Origin of the sequence: Undibacterium parvum (assembly GCF_003955735.1) — a bacterium.
GTDB classification, from domain to species: domain Bacteria; phylum Pseudomonadota; class Gammaproteobacteria; order Burkholderiales; family Burkholderiaceae_D; genus Undibacterium; species Undibacterium parvum.
In genome coordinates this window covers 2,202,625-2,221,589 of sequence record NZ_CP034464.1, presented here as the reverse complement: position 1 = coordinate 2,221,589, position 18,965 = coordinate 2,202,625, and the positions used below count along the sequence as shown (strand labels likewise).

At 43.1% G+C, this 18,965-nt stretch carries 15 protein-coding genes; 9 read left to right on the top strand and 6 right to left on the bottom strand.

Annotated elements, in window-relative coordinates:
• The first annotated feature begins 161 nt into the window (after positions 1-161).
• Positions 162-1,595, top strand: a complete 1,434-nt coding sequence (locus EJN92_RS09665) for an IgA Peptidase M64 (RefSeq protein ID WP_126127625.1) — start codon at positions 162-164, stop codon at positions 1,593-1,595.
• Between the two features lie 269 nt (positions 1,596-1,864).
• On the opposite strand, the gene EJN92_RS09660 is transcribed toward EJN92_RS09665, so the two are convergent.
• Positions 1,865-2,431, bottom strand: a complete 567-nt coding sequence (locus tag EJN92_RS09660) for an XrtA/PEP-CTERM system exopolysaccharide export protein (protein ID WP_407701554.1) — start codon at positions 2,429-2,431, stop codon at positions 1,865-1,867.
• Between the two features lie 582 nt (positions 2,432-3,013).
• Here EJN92_RS09660 and EJN92_RS09655 point away from each other — a divergent pair.
• The 8 genes from EJN92_RS09655 to EJN92_RS09620 all read left to right on the top strand — a co-directional run bounded on the left by EJN92_RS09655 (position 3,014) and on the right by EJN92_RS09620 (position 12,435).
• Positions 3,014-4,537, top strand: a complete 1,524-nt coding sequence (locus EJN92_RS09655; protein WP_126127623.1) for an XrtA system polysaccharide chain length determinant — start codon at positions 3,014-3,016, stop codon at positions 4,535-4,537.
• A 100-nt stretch (positions 4,538-4,637) separates the two neighbouring features.
• On the top strand, positions 4,638-5,531 hold the full coding sequence (locus EJN92_RS09650; protein ID WP_227869784.1) for an XrtA-associated tyrosine autokinase: 894 nt from the start codon (positions 4,638-4,640) through the stop codon (positions 5,529-5,531).
• Complete coding sequence (locus tag EJN92_RS09645; protein ID WP_126127622.1) at positions 5,512-7,053, top strand: TIGR03016 family PEP-CTERM system-associated outer membrane protein; 1,542 nt, start codon at positions 5,512-5,514, stop codon at positions 7,051-7,053. The genes EJN92_RS09650 and EJN92_RS09645 overlap by 20 nt, the downstream gene beginning before the upstream one ends.
• Before the next feature lie 16 nt (positions 7,054-7,069).
• Positions 7,070-8,077 (top strand): XrtA/PEP-CTERM system-associated ATPase, encoded by a 1,008-nt coding sequence (locus EJN92_RS09640; RefSeq protein WP_126127621.1) that lies wholly within the window; start codon positions 7,070-7,072, stop codon positions 8,075-8,077.
• Complete coding sequence (wecB, locus tag EJN92_RS09635; protein ID WP_126127620.1) at positions 8,077-9,234, top strand: non-hydrolyzing UDP-N-acetylglucosamine 2-epimerase; 1,158 nt, start codon at positions 8,077-8,079, stop codon at positions 9,232-9,234. The genes EJN92_RS09640 and wecB overlap by 1 nt, the downstream gene beginning before the upstream one ends.
• Before the next feature lie 4 nt (positions 9,235-9,238).
• Positions 9,239-10,117 (top strand): XrtA system polysaccharide deacetylase, encoded by an 879-nt coding sequence (locus EJN92_RS09630; RefSeq protein WP_227869783.1) that lies wholly within the window; start codon positions 9,239-9,241, stop codon positions 10,115-10,117.
• Positions 10,114-11,190 (top strand): FemAB family XrtA/PEP-CTERM system-associated protein, encoded by a 1,077-nt coding sequence (locus EJN92_RS09625; RefSeq protein ID WP_126127619.1) that lies wholly within the window; start codon positions 10,114-10,116, stop codon positions 11,188-11,190. The genes EJN92_RS09630 and EJN92_RS09625 overlap by 4 nt, the downstream gene beginning before the upstream one ends.
• A gap of 3 nt (positions 11,191-11,193) precedes the next feature.
• On the top strand, positions 11,194-12,435 hold the full coding sequence (locus EJN92_RS09620) for a TIGR03087 family PEP-CTERM/XrtA system glycosyltransferase (protein ID WP_126127618.1): 1,242 nt from the start codon (positions 11,194-11,196) through the stop codon (positions 12,433-12,435).
• On the opposite strand, the gene EJN92_RS09615 is transcribed toward EJN92_RS09620, so the two are convergent.
• From EJN92_RS09615 to EJN92_RS09595, 5 genes are all read right to left on the bottom strand, one after another.
• Positions 12,397-13,437 carry a polysaccharide deacetylase family protein gene (locus tag EJN92_RS09615; protein ID WP_126127617.1) on the bottom strand — a complete coding sequence of 347 codons (1,041 nt, stop codon included), beginning with the start codon at positions 13,435-13,437 and terminating at the stop codon, positions 12,397-12,399. The two genes, EJN92_RS09620 and EJN92_RS09615, sit on opposite strands and share 39 nt — an antisense overlap.
• A gap of 136 nt (positions 13,438-13,573) precedes the next feature.
• Complete coding sequence (locus EJN92_RS09610; protein WP_126127616.1) at positions 13,574-14,722, bottom strand: hypothetical protein; 1,149 nt, start codon at positions 14,720-14,722, stop codon at positions 13,574-13,576.
• A gap of 124 nt (positions 14,723-14,846) precedes the next feature.
• Positions 14,847-16,355 (bottom strand): hypothetical protein, encoded by a 1,509-nt coding sequence (locus EJN92_RS09605; RefSeq protein WP_126127615.1) that lies wholly within the window; start codon positions 16,353-16,355, stop codon positions 14,847-14,849.
• A 201-nt stretch (positions 16,356-16,556) separates the two neighbouring features.
• The gene (locus EJN92_RS09600; protein ID WP_227869782.1) at positions 16,557-17,810 is read right to left on the bottom strand and encodes a DegT/DnrJ/EryC1/StrS family aminotransferase; all 1,254 of its coding nucleotides are present in this window, start codon (positions 17,808-17,810) and stop codon (positions 16,557-16,559) included.
• The gene (locus EJN92_RS09595; RefSeq protein ID WP_126127613.1) at positions 17,756-18,925 is read right to left on the bottom strand and encodes a carboxylate--amine ligase; all 1,170 of its coding nucleotides are present in this window, start codon (positions 18,923-18,925) and stop codon (positions 17,756-17,758) included. The genes EJN92_RS09600 and EJN92_RS09595 overlap by 55 nt, the downstream gene beginning before the upstream one ends.
• Positions 18,926-18,965: the final 40 nt, after the last annotated feature.

Below are 18,965 nucleotides of genomic sequence, written 5' to 3'. Positions count from 1 at the left end.
CGCAACACTGAGCGCTTGGTTTTTAAAAAACTGGGCGCTCTGAATAAGTCACAAGTCTTCACTTTCTTATTCGTAAAACTTATCCGGGTTTACAATACTGCACGATGCCGCATGGTGATCCCTTGCGGCTTTTTTCATAAACGGGCTAACAAGGACCTATCATGCACCTGACCCCCTTCAAATACCTGCTTGCCGCCTGCACCGTGGCGGTGAACCTGGCGCAAGCCGCTCCCGCACCGGCAACGCCCCCCGCCACCGTACGCCTGGACTATATGCATAGCGGCAATGCGCTCAATGAACAATATGCGATAGAACGCGTGGTGATAGAACCCTTGCCATGGCCGGGTAATCTGACACGCAATCTGGACGACAGTAATTTGGGGATCAACCGTGTCGAAGTGGTCGATGCCAAGACGGGTGAGCTATTGTATTCACGCGGCTTCTCGACGATTTTTGGCGAGTGGCGCAGTACCGCAGAGGCCGCGCTTACCAGTCGTGGTTTTCAGGAATCGGTACGTTTTCCTAAGCCCGAGCGGCCAGCACGGGTGCGCATACTCAAACGCGACGAACGTAATGCTTTTTCGGTAGTCTGGAGCGTAGATGTCGATGCCGATGCGCCGGACGTGGTGCGCAAACAAGTAGCAGCACCAGTTAAACCGATTGCCATCCGCGTCAATGGACCTTCATCAGAAAAAGTCGATCTATTGATACTGGGTGACGGCTATACCGCCGCCGAAATGGGCAAATTTGAAGCCGATGCGCGCCGTTTGTCTGATCATCTGTTTAAGGTCTCACCCTTCCGTGAGCGCGCCAAAGACTTTAATGTCTGGGCGCTGGCTCAGCCTACCGAGGAATCTGGCGTGTCGCGACCATCGACCGGCGTTCATCATGCCTCGCCATTGGGAACCCGCTATGACATTTTCGGTAGCGAGCGTTACATACTCACCACCGACAACCGTGCGCTGCGTGAAATCGCACAGTACGCGCCTTATGAATTCATTGAGATACTGGTAAATAACGATACCTATGGCGGTGGCGGAATTTTCGGACAATTTAGTACCGCAGCGGCCAGCAATGACTGGGCCAATTATTTATTCGTGCATGAATTTGGTCATCATTTCGCAGGTCTGGCCGATGAGTATTACACCTCGCCCGCAGTTTACCTGCCGTCCGACAGCCGTCAGGAACCGTGGGAGCCGAATGTCACAGCGATGCGCGATCCAGCCCTACTGAAGTGGAAAAATAAGATCAAAGCTGGCATTGCATTGCCGACTCCTTGGCCTAAAGAAACTTACGAGGAGCATGCGCGTATTTATCAAAAACGCCGCACAGAATTACGTGCCGCCAATCGCCCAGAAGCAGAAATGAACAGCTTATTCACTGAGGATCTGAACTACAACAATGCGTTATTTTCCAAGGCACCACATCAGCATACGGTAGGCGCATTCGAGGGCGCCAACTACGAGGCAAAAGGTTATTATCGCCCAGAGCTGCAATGCCTGATGTTTGATCGCAGTAGCACTTTCTGTGCGGTCTGCCAGGATGGCATCAGTAAAGTGATCGACTTGTATACCAAGACGGTAAACCAGAAATAAATTAGTACAAGCGAGAAGAAGAGACCTGTCCGTGCGCTGTTATTAGCGCGGACAGTGACATCGTTGCCCTCTAAAGCCATCTCGCCAAATAGAAAAAGCCCGTCGACAAATGCACGACGGGCTTTTTTACAACAATCTTGTATTAGCGTTTGTTGATTTTAGGACTTACGCAAAATTGCCCCGGCTAGGCGCACCGCCGAAGACAGTACGTTAGTACGGCAAGGCGAGTGCAACGAAGATGGGGTGGTTTTGCGTAAGTCCTATATTTATTAAAAGAAACTCTGAGGTATCACCAACACATCGCCAGGCCGTACCGGTACGTTGGCAGAAATATCGCCATCCTTAATTAAGTCACTTAAACGAACACTGAGTTTTTGTTGTTTTCCATCTACGCTACGGATGATATTTGCTTTATTTCCTGAAGCAAATTCAGTAATGCCACCGACCGCAATCAAGACATCCATCAAAGACATACCTTCCCGATATGGCAAGGCCTGCGGTCTGGCCGCCTGTCCTATCACACGTATCTGCTCTTGATAGGGGCCGATAAACCCAGTGACGATGACAGTGACCACCGGCTGCTGTATGAATTTAGCCAGGGCTTTTTCAATATCACGCGCTAGCTCAGTCGAGGTTTTCCCCATTGCAAGGACATCTTCTACCAAAGGAGTAGTGATTTTTCCATCCGGTCTGACCGTAATGATGGAAGAAACCTCAGGATTACGCCACACCACCACATTTACACTATCACCTGGACCGATCAAATAATCATGTGCCGCAGCCATAGGCGCAGCTGCCGGAGCCACCATTTCGGGTGTGCTGGCACAACCACTCATCATTAAGAAGCTAAAATATATAGCAATAAAAGCAAGCAATTTTGTAGCTTTGTTAGATAGCGTATTCACATTAATTCCTTATATACGATGAAGAATTCTCATAGTCGAACATCTGACACAAGTTGACACGAGTACATGATAGTAACATCAAGCGAAATAAAAATATTGTTTCAATACCATGTATTTTTATAAATTTAAATCAGTCTGATATTTTTATTTTCTACCAAGAAACGAAAAAGAATTTCCGACTAGCACAGCAAAAAAATCGCCCCCTCCGTATCAAAATCAAAGCTAGCCATACCACTCAACACAAGCAAATATTTTAGTAAGTATCTCGGTTAGTATTACAAATACTGCCACAAAAAAAGCCAAGCATAAAGAATTCTATGCTTGAGAAATTGAACGCCTTAATTTTCTATGCCTTGAAAAGCATTTCAAAAAATGAAATTTTTTATGCATTTCGGAATGTTTGCTATTTTTATACATTTCATAATATGATTTGTTCACAAAAGCGTGTCAACATATCGAATAAGATGGTAAATTACTACTGTTTAGTTTCACTCACACGGAGAATTCGCAAAGATGGAGGAGTTGCTTTCACAGTTACAATCCCTGGTGAGGGGCGGTTGGAAATATCGCTGGTATGCCGTAACGATCGCTTGGATAGTCTCAACGATAGGTTTCGTCGTCGTCTACAAATTGCCGGATAACTTTCAAGCGTCCGCTAGGGTCTTTGTTGATACACAAAGTATCTTGAAGCCGCTGCTATCGGGAATGACCTCCGTTCCCAACGTCGAGCAGCAAGTCTCAATTATGAGCAGAACGCTGCTTAGCCGCCCAAACGTGGAGCGAGTAATGCGTATGGTCGATCTCGACATCCGAGCCAATACCGGCAAAGATCGTGAACGCATGATTGATGACTTGATTGCCAAAATCAAGATAGGCGGCACCGCCCAAAATGACATCTACTCCTTGGCCTTCAGCGACGAAAATCCCAAACTAGCAAAAGATGTGGTTCAGGCCTTGTTGACGATTTTTGTAGAAGGCAGCTTCGGGGATAAAAAACAAGACTCAAACAAGGCGGTCGTATTTATCGATGGCCAAATAAAAATTTATGAAGAGAAATTGGTCGCTGCAGAAAATGCCTTAAAAGATTTCAAACTAAAAAACATGAATATCTTGCCTCGTCAGGGCAGCGATTCTAGTAGCAAACTAAGTGAGATGACCGACAGCCTCAGTCAGGCAAGATTAGAATTATCTGAAGCAGTCCAAGCCAGGGATGCCATCAGAAGGGAAATTTCCAATGCGGAGTCTGCGCTAAGACCAAGCAATCCTGTGCTCGCACCGAATCCTGAAATCGACGATAGGATACTGGCATTAAATAAAAATCTTGATTCTTTGCGTTTGCAATTTACCGACCAGCATCCCGATATACTTTCGACCAAACGCCTTATTGCACAGTTAGAAGCGCGAAAAGCGGAAGAAGCCAAAGTAAGAAAGCCTAGTTCAGAAATAACCACTAGCAATCCTTTGTTTCAGCAATTAAAAATCTCTCTGTCAGTCGCCGAAGCTCGGGTCGCTTCTATGCATGCGCGCACCGACGAATATGCACGACGCATAGCAAGACTGCAGGTATTAAGTAATGCCGCACCAGAAATTGAAACGCAACTGTCTCAATTGAATCGTGACTACCAAATCAATAAAGAAAATTACGAAAAACTGGTCGCTAGTCGAGAGTCTGCCAAGTTGTCTGGGGACTTGAATACCACCACAGAAATGATGACTTTTAGAGTGATTGACCCACCGTCTGTCCCACTAACGCCAGCAGGTCCGCCGCGCTTAAGATTATTCTCTTTAGTGTTTGCCGCGGCTTTAGCAATAGGACTGGCGGGCTCAGTCTTGATGAGCAAAATACGTCCAACTTTCCTCAGTCATATAGATCTACTTGAAGCTACTGGCTTACCTATTTTGGGTACCATTTCTATGAAATGGACCAGCGCAGAACAGGCAAGGCAAAGAAAGAGTTTATATGCATTTGGTCTATCCACTTTCGTGCTTTTAACGTTTTATGCGGCGCTGATGGGCTTTATTTATTTCAAGTCATAATTTGAAACCTACATAAAAAAGTAATTTTTTGTAGGCAGCAGATTGTTTTTACTTTTGCTGATCAAACAAGGATCAGAGAGCGAATATTTTTGGAGTTAGCGTGAGTATTATCGAAAAAGCAGCAGGTAGACTTGAGCCAAACAAAGCAGCAGTGGTGCCGCCTATCGATGCCACTATTGTCACGCCTGTAGTCGAGAGAAAACATGAAATTCGCGCAGAAAAAAAGGCCGCATTGGAAGAGCTTGGTAAAACCAATACCCGAAAAGTTGAAATTGACATCGAGCAACTACATCGACTAGGTATGGTCACACCAGATGGTGCCAGGACCAGTATTGCAGAAGAATTTCGTCTGATTAAACGCCCATTGATAGAGAAAGCTTTCTCTCAAAAAGGGAAGCCGATTCATCATGGCAATCTGATTATGGTGGCCAGCTCGCTTCCAGGTGAAGGCAAAACGTTTTGCGCAGTGAATTTAGCTATAAGTATGGCGATGGAGTTAGATCACACCGTCTTATTAGTCGATGCCGATGTGGCGCGCCCCTCAGTTCCGCGCTATCTGCAAATACGCGCTGAATCAGAAGCATCCGAAATAGGTTTAATGGACGTGCTACTCGATGATAATTTGGATCTGGCTGACGCCATGCTAAAGACAAATATCGATAAATTGACACTGCTTAGAGCGGGCAGAAGCCATCACAGAGCGACCGAATTACTGGCTAGCCAAAGCATGATTGCGCTACTGAGTGAAATCGCCGATCGCTATCCAGACCGCTTGATTATTTTTGACTCACCACCTTTACTGTTGACGAGTGAGGCCAGAGTATTAGCCAGCCAAATGGGTCAAATCGTCTTGGTTGTTGAGGCCGAGTCGACCACACAACATGCAGTTAAAGAAGTATTGCATCAATTAAAAGCCTGTCAGAACGTCAATCTTATTTATAACAAAGCCAAGACACTCTCTAACGGGGATTACTATGGACGCTACTACGGCTAAGAGTTTTGGCGTTTTCAGAAGCACTAGCTTTTCTGCACTCACCATTATTTCTATTTTTTCTACATCCAATGTGCTTGCTGCAGACTGGAAATTCGTCCCTACGCTCGACTTCACTGAAACTTATACCGACAATTATAAATTGACGAGAAAAGGCACAGAAGAGAATGCCTTCATTACACAAATAATTCCTGGAATCCTAATTAACGGGACTGGGCAGAGGCTGAAATTTCAAACAAAATACCATCTGCAAAACACCTACTACTCGGGATCAAATAACGACTCTAAGATTGACCATCTTTTGTATGCGAACGCCAATGCAATATTGGCGGAAGATCTTTTTTTTTTAGATGCTAGTGCCAACATTTCGCAACAAAACCTTAGCCCTTTCGGTCAAGTAAGCAACAATAACATTAACGCTACAAATAACCAGGCAGAAGTCAGAACTTACAGCGCTTCGCCTTATTTTCGAAAGAAATTTGAAAATAATTTCATAGCGGAATTACGTTATACACGTGACTCGGTTTCTAGTGACCAGCAACTTTATTCCAATAGTAAAGGAAATAGTTTTCGCGCCAATATCAATAGTGGATCAGCATTTAAATCGATCAAGTGGGGTCTAAATTATGACCGCAAAGAAATCGATTTTGAAAAACAAGCCCCACTGAATACCACCACCACCACAGGCAATCTCGATTACGCAATTTTACCTTTAGTTAAATTGACGAGCACCTTCGGCTACGAAAATAATAGTTACTTCTACCAAGGGTCACAGGCCTCAGGATATTTTGGAAGCCTAGGCTTTATCTGGACGCCCACTGAGCGTACCAATATCCTTTTTAATGCGGGTCAACGTTTCTACGGGAAAACGAAAACACTGAGCATAAATCAACGCGCCCGCATGAGCGTCTGGAGCTTAGGATATAACGAAGACGTTACCACAACTAGGGCTGAGTTCCTCATCCCTGCAGGAAACAACACCTCGGGATTTCTAAACCAACTATGGCAAACCAGCATTCCCGATCCGATACAGAGACAAAAAATTGTCGACGGTTTTATTCGTGATTCGGCGCTTCCAACCTCTTTGTCACAACCGATAAACACATTTTCCAATCAGGTTTTTTTACAAAAGACTCTGCTGGCCTCCGTTGCTATGACTGGCGTACAAAATACCGCAATCTTAAGTCTTTTCGATTCCAGCCGCGACCCGCTGTCAAAAACTGCCAATTCGACCCCGCTTCCTTTAACACAGGGCATAGTCAAGCAGACCGGAGCGAATGCCTCGTGGCAGCTGCAATTTTCTCCACGAACCAATGCAAATTTAAATCTTGGCTACACAAAATCTGAAGACTCTCTCACTTTAGTAAAGGATACGTTCAAGACCGTAAGACTGTCATTATCCCGGCAAATTCAACCCAAATTGAACGCGATGTTGGAAGCTAGACACGTACAAAAAAGCTCTAACTTTGTGCAAACAAATTACGAAGAAAATGCCATCACCTTGTATCTTTTTTTAGGTTTTTAGCGGAGGCGGGCCACCGATGTACGAGTTATATTACGGCTTTACTGCGAAGCCATTTCAATTAAAACCAGATCCGCGTTTTTTCTTTGGTAGCAAAGGACATAAACGCGCAATGGCGTATTTAGAGTATGGAATTTCTCAAGGTGAGGGGTTCATCGTCATCACTGGAGAGGTTGGAGCAGGAAAAACCACCCTAATGCGAAATCTATTTTGCGAGCTGGAAGCAGACCGTATTTTAGCGGCACAAATCGTCAATACGCATGTCGGTTCAGATGATATTTTAAGGCTAGTTGCGGCCGCCTTCGGCTTAGCATATGAAGATGCCAGCAAGGCCGCGCTCTTGACTAGATTAGAACAATTTTTAAGGCAATGTGATCAGCAAGGTAAGCGCGCCTTATTAGTAGTCGATGAGGCTCAGAATTTAACCCCACGTGCGGTCGAAGAGTTGCGCATGCTCTCCAATTTCCAAACCGAAGATCGTTCTTTATTGCAAACATTTTTACTTGGTCAGCCAGAATTTCGACGAACTTTATTAAGTGGAGAAATGCAGCAATTATTACAAAGAGTCATCGCCAGCTATCATCTTGGCCCACTCGATCTCACTGAAACCCAAGCATATATAGAACATCGCTTACATACAGTAGGCTGGAATAATGACCCTAGTTTAAGTAGTAAGGCATTTGCTGAAATCTATGAATACACGGGTGGGATTCCACGAAAAATTAACTCTTTATGTGACCGCTTATTCTTGATGGGATACCTAGAGGAATATCATGCTTTTGGTGAGGCGGAAGTAAAACAAGTCATAGCAGACATTCGACAGGAATTTGAACTCCCCTCGAAAATTGCTTTAACAAACCAGAGCATTCATAAGTTACCTGAAGAAAAAGAACTTGCGCTGGCAAGTTTAGAAAGTGTAGACGACCGATTAGGAAAAATGGAACGATCTATTGCATCCATGATAGACGCGCTAAAAAAAATGCTTCCGACTACAAAAGCTAACCACTCATCCGAGAAAGATAGTTGATGGATCAATCTAGTACTTCGCCTCACAGCATCATTTGCATCGTAGGTGCTCGTCCAAATTTTATGAAAATCGCTCCCATCATGGCAGCGCTGAAGAAATTTGAACCCAACTTAAATGTGAGCTTGCTGCATACCGGGCAACATTATGATGTGGCGATGAACGAACAATATTTCCAAGCGCTGGGAATTCCCAATCCGGATATCAATTTGGAAGTAGGCTCTGGGACTCATGCCACGCAAACGGCAGAAGTGATGTGTCGATTTGAAGCTGCGATTGAAGGAAAAACTCCTACGGCGATCTTGGTTGTTGGTGACGTCAACTCGACCATCGCCTGTGCCTTAGTAGCTACAAAAAAAGGCATCCCTGTGATCCATGTTGAAGCTGGTCTGCGTAGTTTTGATCGTGCCATGCCAGAAGAAATCAATCGCGTTTTAACCGATCAAATTTCAGATATGCTATTCACCACTGAACCTAGCGGCAAAGAAAATTTGCTGCGTGAAGGTATCGCTGATCATCGTATACATTTTGTGGGCAACGTGATGATAGATACTTTGCGTCACAATCTAACACGGGCAATTTCCCCACAAAAAATAGCAAGTGATATAGGTCGTTCTGATTTTTTCTCTGATGATGCCAGATACGCGGTAGTGACTATGCACCGACCTTCGAATGTCGACGACAAACTAGTATTAGAAAGTTTGCTCCAGACGATAGCAACGATTAGCACCCAGCTACCGGTAGTTTTCCCTTTGCATCCAAGAACAAAAGGAATGATTCATCAATTTGGTTTAGATAAATTACTCGACACCACAAAAATATTGCTATTGCCACCTATGGGCTATCTTGAAATGCTAGGTCTGATGCAAGGAGCAACGGTGGTGTTAACCGATTCAGGCGGAATACAGGAAGAGACTACCGCGCTAGGTGTACCGTGTATTACGCTCAGAAACAATACCGAAAGACCAATCACGATAGCTGAGGGGACTAATACTATCGCAGGCCAAGACCCAGAAAAAATTCTTGAGATTCTTCAAGATGTACTTCGCACCGGCGGAAAAGCTGGCCGTATACCTGAATACTGGGACGGCCATGCGTCCGACCGAATCGCCGATGTCATTGCGACGAAGTTCGGAATACACAAAACGACGACCTCTTGAATTTATGCATCGCGTCGAAAATATTAAGAAAAAAGTTGCCACTCCTATGATACGCAATGCAATGACGATTGATGTCGAAGACTATTTTCAGGTCTCAGCATTTGCGCCTCATATATCAAAAGAACTTTGGCCAACGTTGCCATGTAGGGTTGAAAAAAATGTGGATCGCATACTTTCTTTGCTCGATCAATCGGGAGTAAAGGCCACTTTTTTTACGCTAGGTTGGATCGCAGAGCGATATCCTGAAATGGTGAAACGCATAGTCAGCGAGGGGCATGAACTGGCTAGTCATGGCTACTCGCATCAGAGAGCAAGTGAACAAACAGCGTCAGAATTCTATGCGGATGTCAGCCAAAGCAAGGCCTTATTAGAGCAAATCAGCGGTCAAGTGGTACTGGGTTATCGGGCGCCCAGTTTCTCTATCGGCAGTAATAATCTTTGGGCTTTAGACGTACTCTTGAATGCAGGTTATAAATATAGTTCAAGTATTTACCCCATCAAGCACGACCATTATGGAATGCCGCATGCACCGAGATTTGCTTTTTATCCGAATGGAAAAGATGGTTTGCTTGAGTTGCCCATTACGACCTTGCGTATCATGCAAAGAAATTTTCCAGCCGGCGGCGGTGGATATTTTCGACTATTCCCCTACCAGATGTCGCGCTGGTTATTGAAACAGGTGAATCAAAACGATCAGCAATCTGCGATATTCTACTTTCATCCCTGGGAATTAGATCCGAATCAGCCTAAACAAAAAAACATAGGATTTAAAACTCGCTTTCGTCATTACGTAAATCTTGATAGAACCGAGAATAGACTTAAGGCTCTGACTAAGGATTTTCTTTGGGATCGTATGGATAAAATTTTTTTAAGTAACAAATGAATATGGAAGCACAGTCCGATCACCCAACAGCACTAGGAAAAAATGCCCCCATTGAAATTCATTTGATGCAGGCACAAGACATAGCTCGCTGGGACAGCTTTGTTAACTCCAGTCCAAAGGCAAGTTTTTTCCATAGAGCTGGTTGGCAAGCCGTCATAGAACAAGCGTTCGGACATAAAACTTGGTTTTACTACGCACAGCAAGAGGGGCAGATTGTCGGGATATTGCCCTTGGCAGAAATAAAAAGCATTTTATTTGGGCACTCATTAAGCTCCCTACCATTTTGTGTCTACGGTGGTGTCGTTGCCAACACAGAGGATGTAAAAAATGCACTCGATCAGACCGCAATTTCGCTCGCGGAACGATTGCAGGTTGGACATCTCGAATATCGCCATATCCAGGCACAAAATCCGACCTGGTTATCTAAAGAGCTGTATGTAACGTTTAGAAAAACGATAGCAAGTGATGAAGAAGCAAATATGCTTGCAATTCCTCGAAAGCAACGCGCTATGGTACGCAAAGGAATTAAATTCGGTCTGTGCAGTGAGTTAGACGAAGATATTAATCGCTTTTTTTATGCTTATTCTAGCAGCGTGCATCGCTTGGGCACTCCCGTGTTTTCCAAGAAATTTTTCCGCCTGCTTAAAGAAACCTTTGCTGAAGACTGTGAAATCATGACCATCGTTAAAGATGATAGGACGATCGCAAGTGTCATGAGTTTTTATTTCAGAGATGAAGTCTTACCCTACTATGGCGGGGGCACCATAGAAGCGCGCGATCTTGCTGCTAACGATTTTATGTATTGGGAATTGATGCGCAGGGCTGGTGCGCGAGGTATTAAGGTATTTGATTTTGGACGTAGCAAATTGGGAACAGGCGCCTTCGATTTTAAGAAAAACTGGGGCTTTGAACCAGAACCACTGCATTATGAATATAGATTGCAATCATCTAAGGCTATTCCAGAGAATAATCCACTCAATCCTAAATATCAGCTTTTTATAAAATTGTGGCAGAGAATGCCAATCAGCTTTGCAAATTTGATAGGCCCGCATATTGTTAAAAATCTGGGTTAAACGATGACGCAAGAAAAAGAACATTTATTGCTGTTGGTTCACCGTATTCCCTATCCGCCGAATAAGGGTGACAAAATTCGCTCTTATCATTTATTACAACATTTGCGCAAAACACATATCGTTCATCTCGGCACATTTGTCGACGATGAAAACGATGTCCAGCATATTGATACGGTAAAAGACTGGTGCGGGGACACCTACTTTTCTATGCTTCGGCCAAACTTTGCAAAATTGGCGAGCCTTACTGCCTTGTTGAAAAATAGGGCATTATCCTTAGATTACTATCGTAGCCGATCGATGCAAACCTGGGTCGACTATACGATTAAAAAATATGCAATCACTAAAGTGATGGTCTTCTCGTCAGCGATGGCTCAGTTCGTTGAAAATATGCCTAACATGCTACGTGTTATTGATTTCGTCGATATTGATTCCGATAAGTGGGAACAATATTCGAGCAAGAAATCTTGGCCTATGAGCTACCTTTATCGGAGGGAAGCGCGTACTTTACTCGCATACGAAAAAACACTAGCGAGTCAGTTCGATGCTTCCTATTTTGTCTCTCAGGCTGAGTCGGATCTATTTAAGCAACTCGCCTTTGAAAGCGCAAAAAAAATTGGCTATTTTAACAATGGCGTCGATACCGATTATTTTTGCCCTAAAACACTTTATGAGAATCCTTATTCGGCAAATGAAAAAGTAATCGTTTTCACAGGCGCAATGGATTATTGGCCAAATATTGATGCGGTTGAGTGGTTTGCCAATGAAATTTTCCCCGCTTTGCGAATTCAACATCCTGAGGCCGGGTTTTGTATTGTTGGAGCCAGACCATCGGAGCAAGTTTTGCTGTTAGCGCAACGCCAAGGAGTGCGTGTGACTGGCACAGTTCCTGATGTTCGTCCTTTTATTGCGTATGCGCATACTGCAGTAGCACCACTACGTATCGCACGTGGAATTCAAAATAAAGTACTTGAGGCTATGGCGATGCAAAAGACCGTAGTTGTTTCTGAACAGGCTCTGGAGGGTATAGATGCCCTTCCAGGTGAGGGACTGCTGCTTGCCAAAGACGCGGATAGTTTCAAAAAAATCTTATCAGAATTATTAAAAGAAAACCATCCAAGAGATGTACCCATCGCGCGCCATCTAGTCGAAACAAAATATAACTGGAATCACAATTTATCGGTACTCAACCCGGTATTTGAAACCGGTTCAACTGTTCGAGCTAAAAATTCCTCTTACGCGGCGTAATATTTCAGAAAAACCAGAGAGTTCAGCTTCAAATTCAATTGCAGAAATATTCTCACCATCTAAGAAGCGATTTAGCTCTAATAATGGCGTAGTACTATAGTTTAAGCCCGGCTTACATGTTGTAGCTGAAATAATTCCGAGCTCGCTTAGCCATGGAAGGTATTCTTTACTATAGATACCGCTAGGGTAACAAAAGTGTTCTAGGCGATGCGAAACAAGGTTTTGTATGCTGTCCCTATTTTCCTTCAGTTCAGTTGCCAGTCCTGCTTTTTCGTTTCCACCCAGATTGTGCCTATGAGTATGCAACTGTATATCAACACCACTTTCGTGCATGGCCTTTACTGTTTGCATATTCAACAGATAGAACAAATCAGATTTCTCAAAGGCGCTACGGTCTATACCCAAAATGGATGCCAGACATCCTACAAAATCCTGAACCTGTTCAGCGCTAGCTAGGGTTTCGGCAAAGCTTATCAATTCATCCACTAGTTTACGAGTCTCGAACTTGGTAGCCCGATGACCGGCATTCCGGGGAAAACCATTGATGAGAGAAAGATCAATCTCAGTTTTTTCTGTTTTCCACAAAAGATAGCTTACTGCGACATTCATAACCTGTGTCTGCTTTTCTGCATAGTAAGTTGTCAGATATAAAGTCCAAGCGAAGTTGTGCTCCTTAAATAATGGCCATGCAATGCTTTCTACACCTTGCCAACCATCATCAAGAGTGAATACTAAAGAGTTATGGATTTTCTCTCCAGATTTGAGCATAGCAACCGCATTATCGAGACTAAGTACAGTAAAACCCATCTTAGATATTTTATCTAGGCGTTGCTTAAACAAATCCCTAGTCATAAACAATTTTGGCCGAAAGAGATGTTCATCGGAGGTAGAAAATCCGTGGTAACAAAATATTCTCAAACCATCAGAAGTAAGTTTTCTTGATAAGCTAAATAATCCCAAATATTTAGAAATCAACAAAATAGCTATTTTTACATTTAACACAACTATCCTTTGAAATTCCTTAGGCACATTACTATCAAACGCAAAAAACACCTGAAAGACTATGATTTTGGTGGGAATATCGAATGATTAAATTCTCGGCTACGATCACTTAATGCAAAAATACAAGTCAAAGTAGCTAGCCGACGTTGTTTATTTTTTCAAAAAATTGCTCTAACATTAATCCATCCATAAAGAATTTTGTCGCCCAATTTGGATATCGATAGGTCATGTAACCGCCATTGATAGGATGAGAACCTTTGAGTGCACCCTTTATTTTCAGGTCATCAGTAGTCAAATTTTGTATGCTCATATTAAATCGATTAGCTTTTTTTGCATACGGTATCAATTCTTGATCACCAGTCAATTGTGCCAATCGCAGCCAGTTGATCGCCATTTGCGAATTTCCTGTAATACAACTCCAAGACGCTGCTGTTTTCCAGTCTGGCGTGTAATACGCATTTAAAGCCCCATCTTCTCGCTGAGATAGCGCGACATGCTTTGCCATCTTGAAGGCTTTTTCAATGAAATCGTTTCGTTCTGCTGCAACGCCAACTTCCAGTATTCCTCGAATGGAATAAGCAATCGTATGTGTCAATGCCGTTAAATCGGAATTTTCCGAAAGACAATTATCTGGTAACCAATCATTGGTTTGAGCGCGTGATAAAGTCCAATCGACATTGGCGATTGCCGCGTCCAGATATTCATCTTTACCTAATGCTTGATATGCTCTAACCAGACCAAATGCGGAGCGGGTATTGTAACTATTGAGTTTAGATGAGGTAAATGGAGATGGAAAACGTCGCCAAGCACCATCCGTGTCCTGCGCGGCAACCAGCCAATCAGCACTTCTGATCAAGGATGATTTAAATCGTTCATCACCGGTTTCTAGCCAAGCTTTAGCCCAACCGAAAAGCACTTGTCCTGTGTTGAAAATAGTTGGTGCGACAACCTCCGCGTCGATCATGCCAGCTCGAACACCACCGTCAGCTAATTGAATATCCGACTCCCAAACAGCCATTCTTGTGGCTGCTTCAGCATATTTGGGGAGATTGTAATATTTGGCATAATCATAAAGCGTAGGGATCACATATCCCGTTGTTTCAGGATAAGATGCCAGCCATTTTTTTGCTCGAATATCATAACTATGGGGAACGCCATCATCAGATGTCGCCGTTTGTGCATACAAAAGCCAATCAGCTGCAGCGCGTAGATGGTTCTCAATTGGCTGAACTGATTGCTGAGGGCTTGTCAGTTTTTCTTTTACAGCTTGTATTAAATATTGCATAAACCACGTCCCATATTATTTTCTATTGATCACATCAGCAATTTGGCTTCAATCGAAAAACAAGAAATTATTATCAAATTTATTAGTTTTCTATTTTACATTTAATGATCTAATTCCCAAGTATCTATTTATCCACATTTTTCAAAACATGGACATAGCGTGGCAATAGTTTTTGGAATGCCCAATAAAATAGTTGTCTTCTGACATCAAAAGGAAGGGCATATCTATGTAAAGGTTGAATTAGTAGTTCTATTAAATTTTTAAGCCTATATGAAAAAAACCCGAAAAAATGGGCAAGTTGATTGGAAAATTGCCACAATTTTCGCAATATGTGATCAGAAAATTTTGGACGGGAAGCGTACTTATCCGTAAACGCTAGGAATTCTTGTAGGGACTCTGGGCCGAAATACCATTCCAATTTTTCGCTAATGAAGGATCGACTCATTACTCTCTTTTTTTGACCAAAACTTGCACGCGCTAATCCAGCCTCCTCTGCAATACGGCGACAAATTGGCCTATCATAGTCGCCACCTATCGACCATGCATGCATCTCGGGCGAATTCGATATGGCCACAATATCGCGATGAGCGCGACAACCAAAAAAAGGGAGTGGCATATGAATAAACCCAACACGTAATCTGAATTCTTCCAAGTCCCCCCCGCTAGGATCGCCGCGAATAATTTGATCTGAAATATGTTCACAGTTTTTATCCCAAACTTTATCGCCATGAAACCCAGAGATAAAAACTCTAGCTTGAAGTAAATTCTCAAATGGTGCAAAAAAAGCATCCTCACCACCTGTGCCTAAAGACAGGAATTCGCTTTCTTTATTGCCATTTTTATATGCGATACGGGAAAATTCTTTTACTTTCAAACCTAGGGTTTCTGCGATTTCGGCACCATTGTCGTTATATGGCTCATCAGAGTCCGGATTAAACAATGTAATTGCTTCTTGACAACCAGCTTCTTTCGCCAATACAGAGCAAGTGACAGAATCATATCCTCTAGAGATTGAAACTAGCGGGATAAATTGTTGTAAGCGACCTGGTAGACTAGCATTTTCCAAAAGAACGCTTAAGCAACTTGCCAAAAAATTCCTATATTCGGAAAATGTAGAAAATTTGGGGCAAGGTGTTTTTTCCAGCCTGCGAACGACAAGATTTTGTTCAATTAAAATATTGCAATGAAAATACATTTCGATTCGCATAGCTTTTTCTAGCGGTACGCTTTTTATTGCTTTATTGAGACCGTTGATTATTGATGAGATGTCATCTCTATAAAAAAGATAATCTGCTTTTAGCGACTGTTTAGAAGATGCAACAACAAATGCCATCGAATTCGAGGCCCAAAGCGTATTTTGAACCTTGATGATATAAACACGTGCCACAGTATTACTAGGGCATGCGATGAATAGCTTCTCCCCTTGGATAGCCGCCCCGCTCGCAATACAAACCGAGGATTCCAACATCCCTTTTGCTGTTAAATTTCCAGCCCAGCAACCTTCGTAAAAAAAATCGTTTCGGCAATCAATTCCAGATCCATGGATAACTTCAATCTTGTCGAATCCTTGCTCAATACGCATACACCAGGCAAGCATAGGTAATTCTTGTATTTCATCAAACACAAAGTTCATTATTTAGCACTCCTTTCTATGCTTATTTACATTTAAATGACTCTGTCTATAAAATTGAAGCAAGTGCCGATTGATCTCGATAAGCTCCGTATTTTTCCAACGTCCCCAAGCAATCAAGTGAAACTTATTTAAAACATCAATGTAAAAGCATGCTATTTATTAAAAATCTATATTGATTGAACTGAGTTAAGTCGACTCTATTCAATTATTTCTTTCGCTATGGAGTTTTATTTCACTCAAAGTAAGGTGAAGAATTTTGCAAATTTCCTCGATTTCGACCGGGGTCATACTCGCGCCGCAAGGTACACCTAACATACGTAAAGACAATTGCTCGGCATTCTTAGTATTTTGTGAAAAAAAACTTTTATAGCCGAGACGACTCTCCACTCCTTTTTTTTTTAATTTTTCCTTCATCACTGTAAGATCGACCATTTCTGGCAGCTTGAGCATAATCCTAGCTAGATATCGACCTTCACTATATTGTGGAAATCCTATCACTTCGGATTTTTTTAGATTCTGATAATAAAGTTCAGCAACACGAATTTTTTGCCTATTGATGTCAAGCAGCTTAGAAAATTGGATCAAGGCAATACCAGCCTCCAAGTTGCTGATCATCGAATAATGATTACTTTTTTCACTACGCCATCCAAAGAGCCCAAGCAAGCGGCCTAGATAGTAGGACGAATTACCCGTGTAAGCGCTCCAATGATAATTCCATAGGAAATCAAGCAATGCGCTCATGCGCTTATATGATGGAGGTAAGGCTTCCATCATCAATTTTGCGGCCTCATTGTGTGCCATGTTATTAACGATCAGAGCGCCACCAGAACCTCTAATTCCAGTGACCAGGGTCTTTGATTGTGCAAAACTAAGGATACCAACATCACCAAAAGTCCCCAACAGCTGGCCATTGTTGCTCCTTACCCCCATCACCTGTGCTGCGTCATCAATCAAGAATATTTGAGCGTCTTTACAAATTTGTTCGATTTGTTCAATTTTTGCAGGGCATCCATACATATGGGGAGCGATTACTGCCAAGGTTCGGGAGCCAAACGCAGCCAGCATCGCATTTGGATTCAAATTCAAATCATCATCGACATCGACACTTACCGCTATCAATCCGCATGTTTGTATTGCCTGCACAACGCTAGGACAAATATACGCAGGGATAATGACTTGATTGCGTTCTGAACGTGACCGGTGGAAAATATTTAAAGCCACTTCAATTGCGTGATGCCCATAATTACTCAAATATATTGGCGACGAAGAGTAATACTCCATCAATTGCTTGCTTAAGGCCGTTAAATATCTTCCTTGATTTATTTCCCCCATCAAAATACAGCGCACTATCACTAAGTACTCAGCACATGACCATTCTGCATACGCTAAACGATAGTGCCTCATCCCTTGCGCCTTAAACGATTTTGCAAACGAAGCAGCATAAAATCCATCCAAGGTAGTGGGTCATTCCAACGCCAGCAGGAATCAATCGTTTTAAAGGAAAGCGATGGCTGGTCTTTGATCTTGCCGCCCTCTTCAAAAGACCAACGGTCGGGCAATTCATCTCTCCAGATGCGGCTAGGCTCGATTTTAATTTCCGACGGAGCGGCCAAACCGCATTCATATGCATAAGCTGCAAATGGCAAATTAGTCCCGTTCACGGTCGCAACCTCTTGCTGGAAATCGGTTCTGGCAACAGTTGGTTCAACCATATAGAATCGACCATCACGCTTATCGCGTTTGTACTCCATGCTCCCCATGCCGGTAAAACCTACCTTCTTGAAGAAATCGCTGGTTGTTTTTGTTAACTCTTCGTGAAATTCTCTTGCGACCGTACAACTAGCAGTTCCCCCTATCCGCGGGGGCCAAGAGCGTATCTTGCGTCCGACAAATGAGCTTACGACTTCACCCATTTCGCCAATGTATTGCAAACAAAAATATATTTCTGCATCGCTACCCTCTATCCATTCCTGCACCACCATATCCGCTAGTATGGGTTCGATTTCCCGGTACATATTAATTGTCTCAGCTACTGAATTGAGTTTATAGGCCTTCTTAAATCGCTCACCGTAGACATAACTTTTATTACTAGGTTTTAAGACACAGGGAAAAGTCAGTACATCCAATTTGCTCAGATCATTTAGCCCTTCCAATCTGACAGTTTTGGGAATTAAGGCACCAGAGTCCTCAGCAAGCGCTTGAAAGCCTTGTTTATGCATCAATTGCATCAGGCGGGTATGCTCTGGCAAACGGATAAAATGATTTGCAGGAAGAAGATTTCTTTGATCAGAAATGGTATTTATAGTTTTTTCTTCAGTTAGAAAAAGCATGCAAGGACCAGTCCGCTCGTGCGCAAGTTGGATCAGACTATGCATCAGCGCTTGCCCTTCTAAAGCGGGTACTCGCAATTTTTGACCGTATCGCGAACGCATTGCAGGTGAATGCAAATCTGTGTCTAACACCAATATTGGTACACCGACGGCGCCGAGACTGCGAACTACACCCAGAGCGTTAATGCCCCCACCGATTACGATTGCGGTAGTACTAAATTTATTGGTCTGCTTAGGCAATTGAACCTCTTTTTATAAAAATTCAGTGTTCACAAATTAA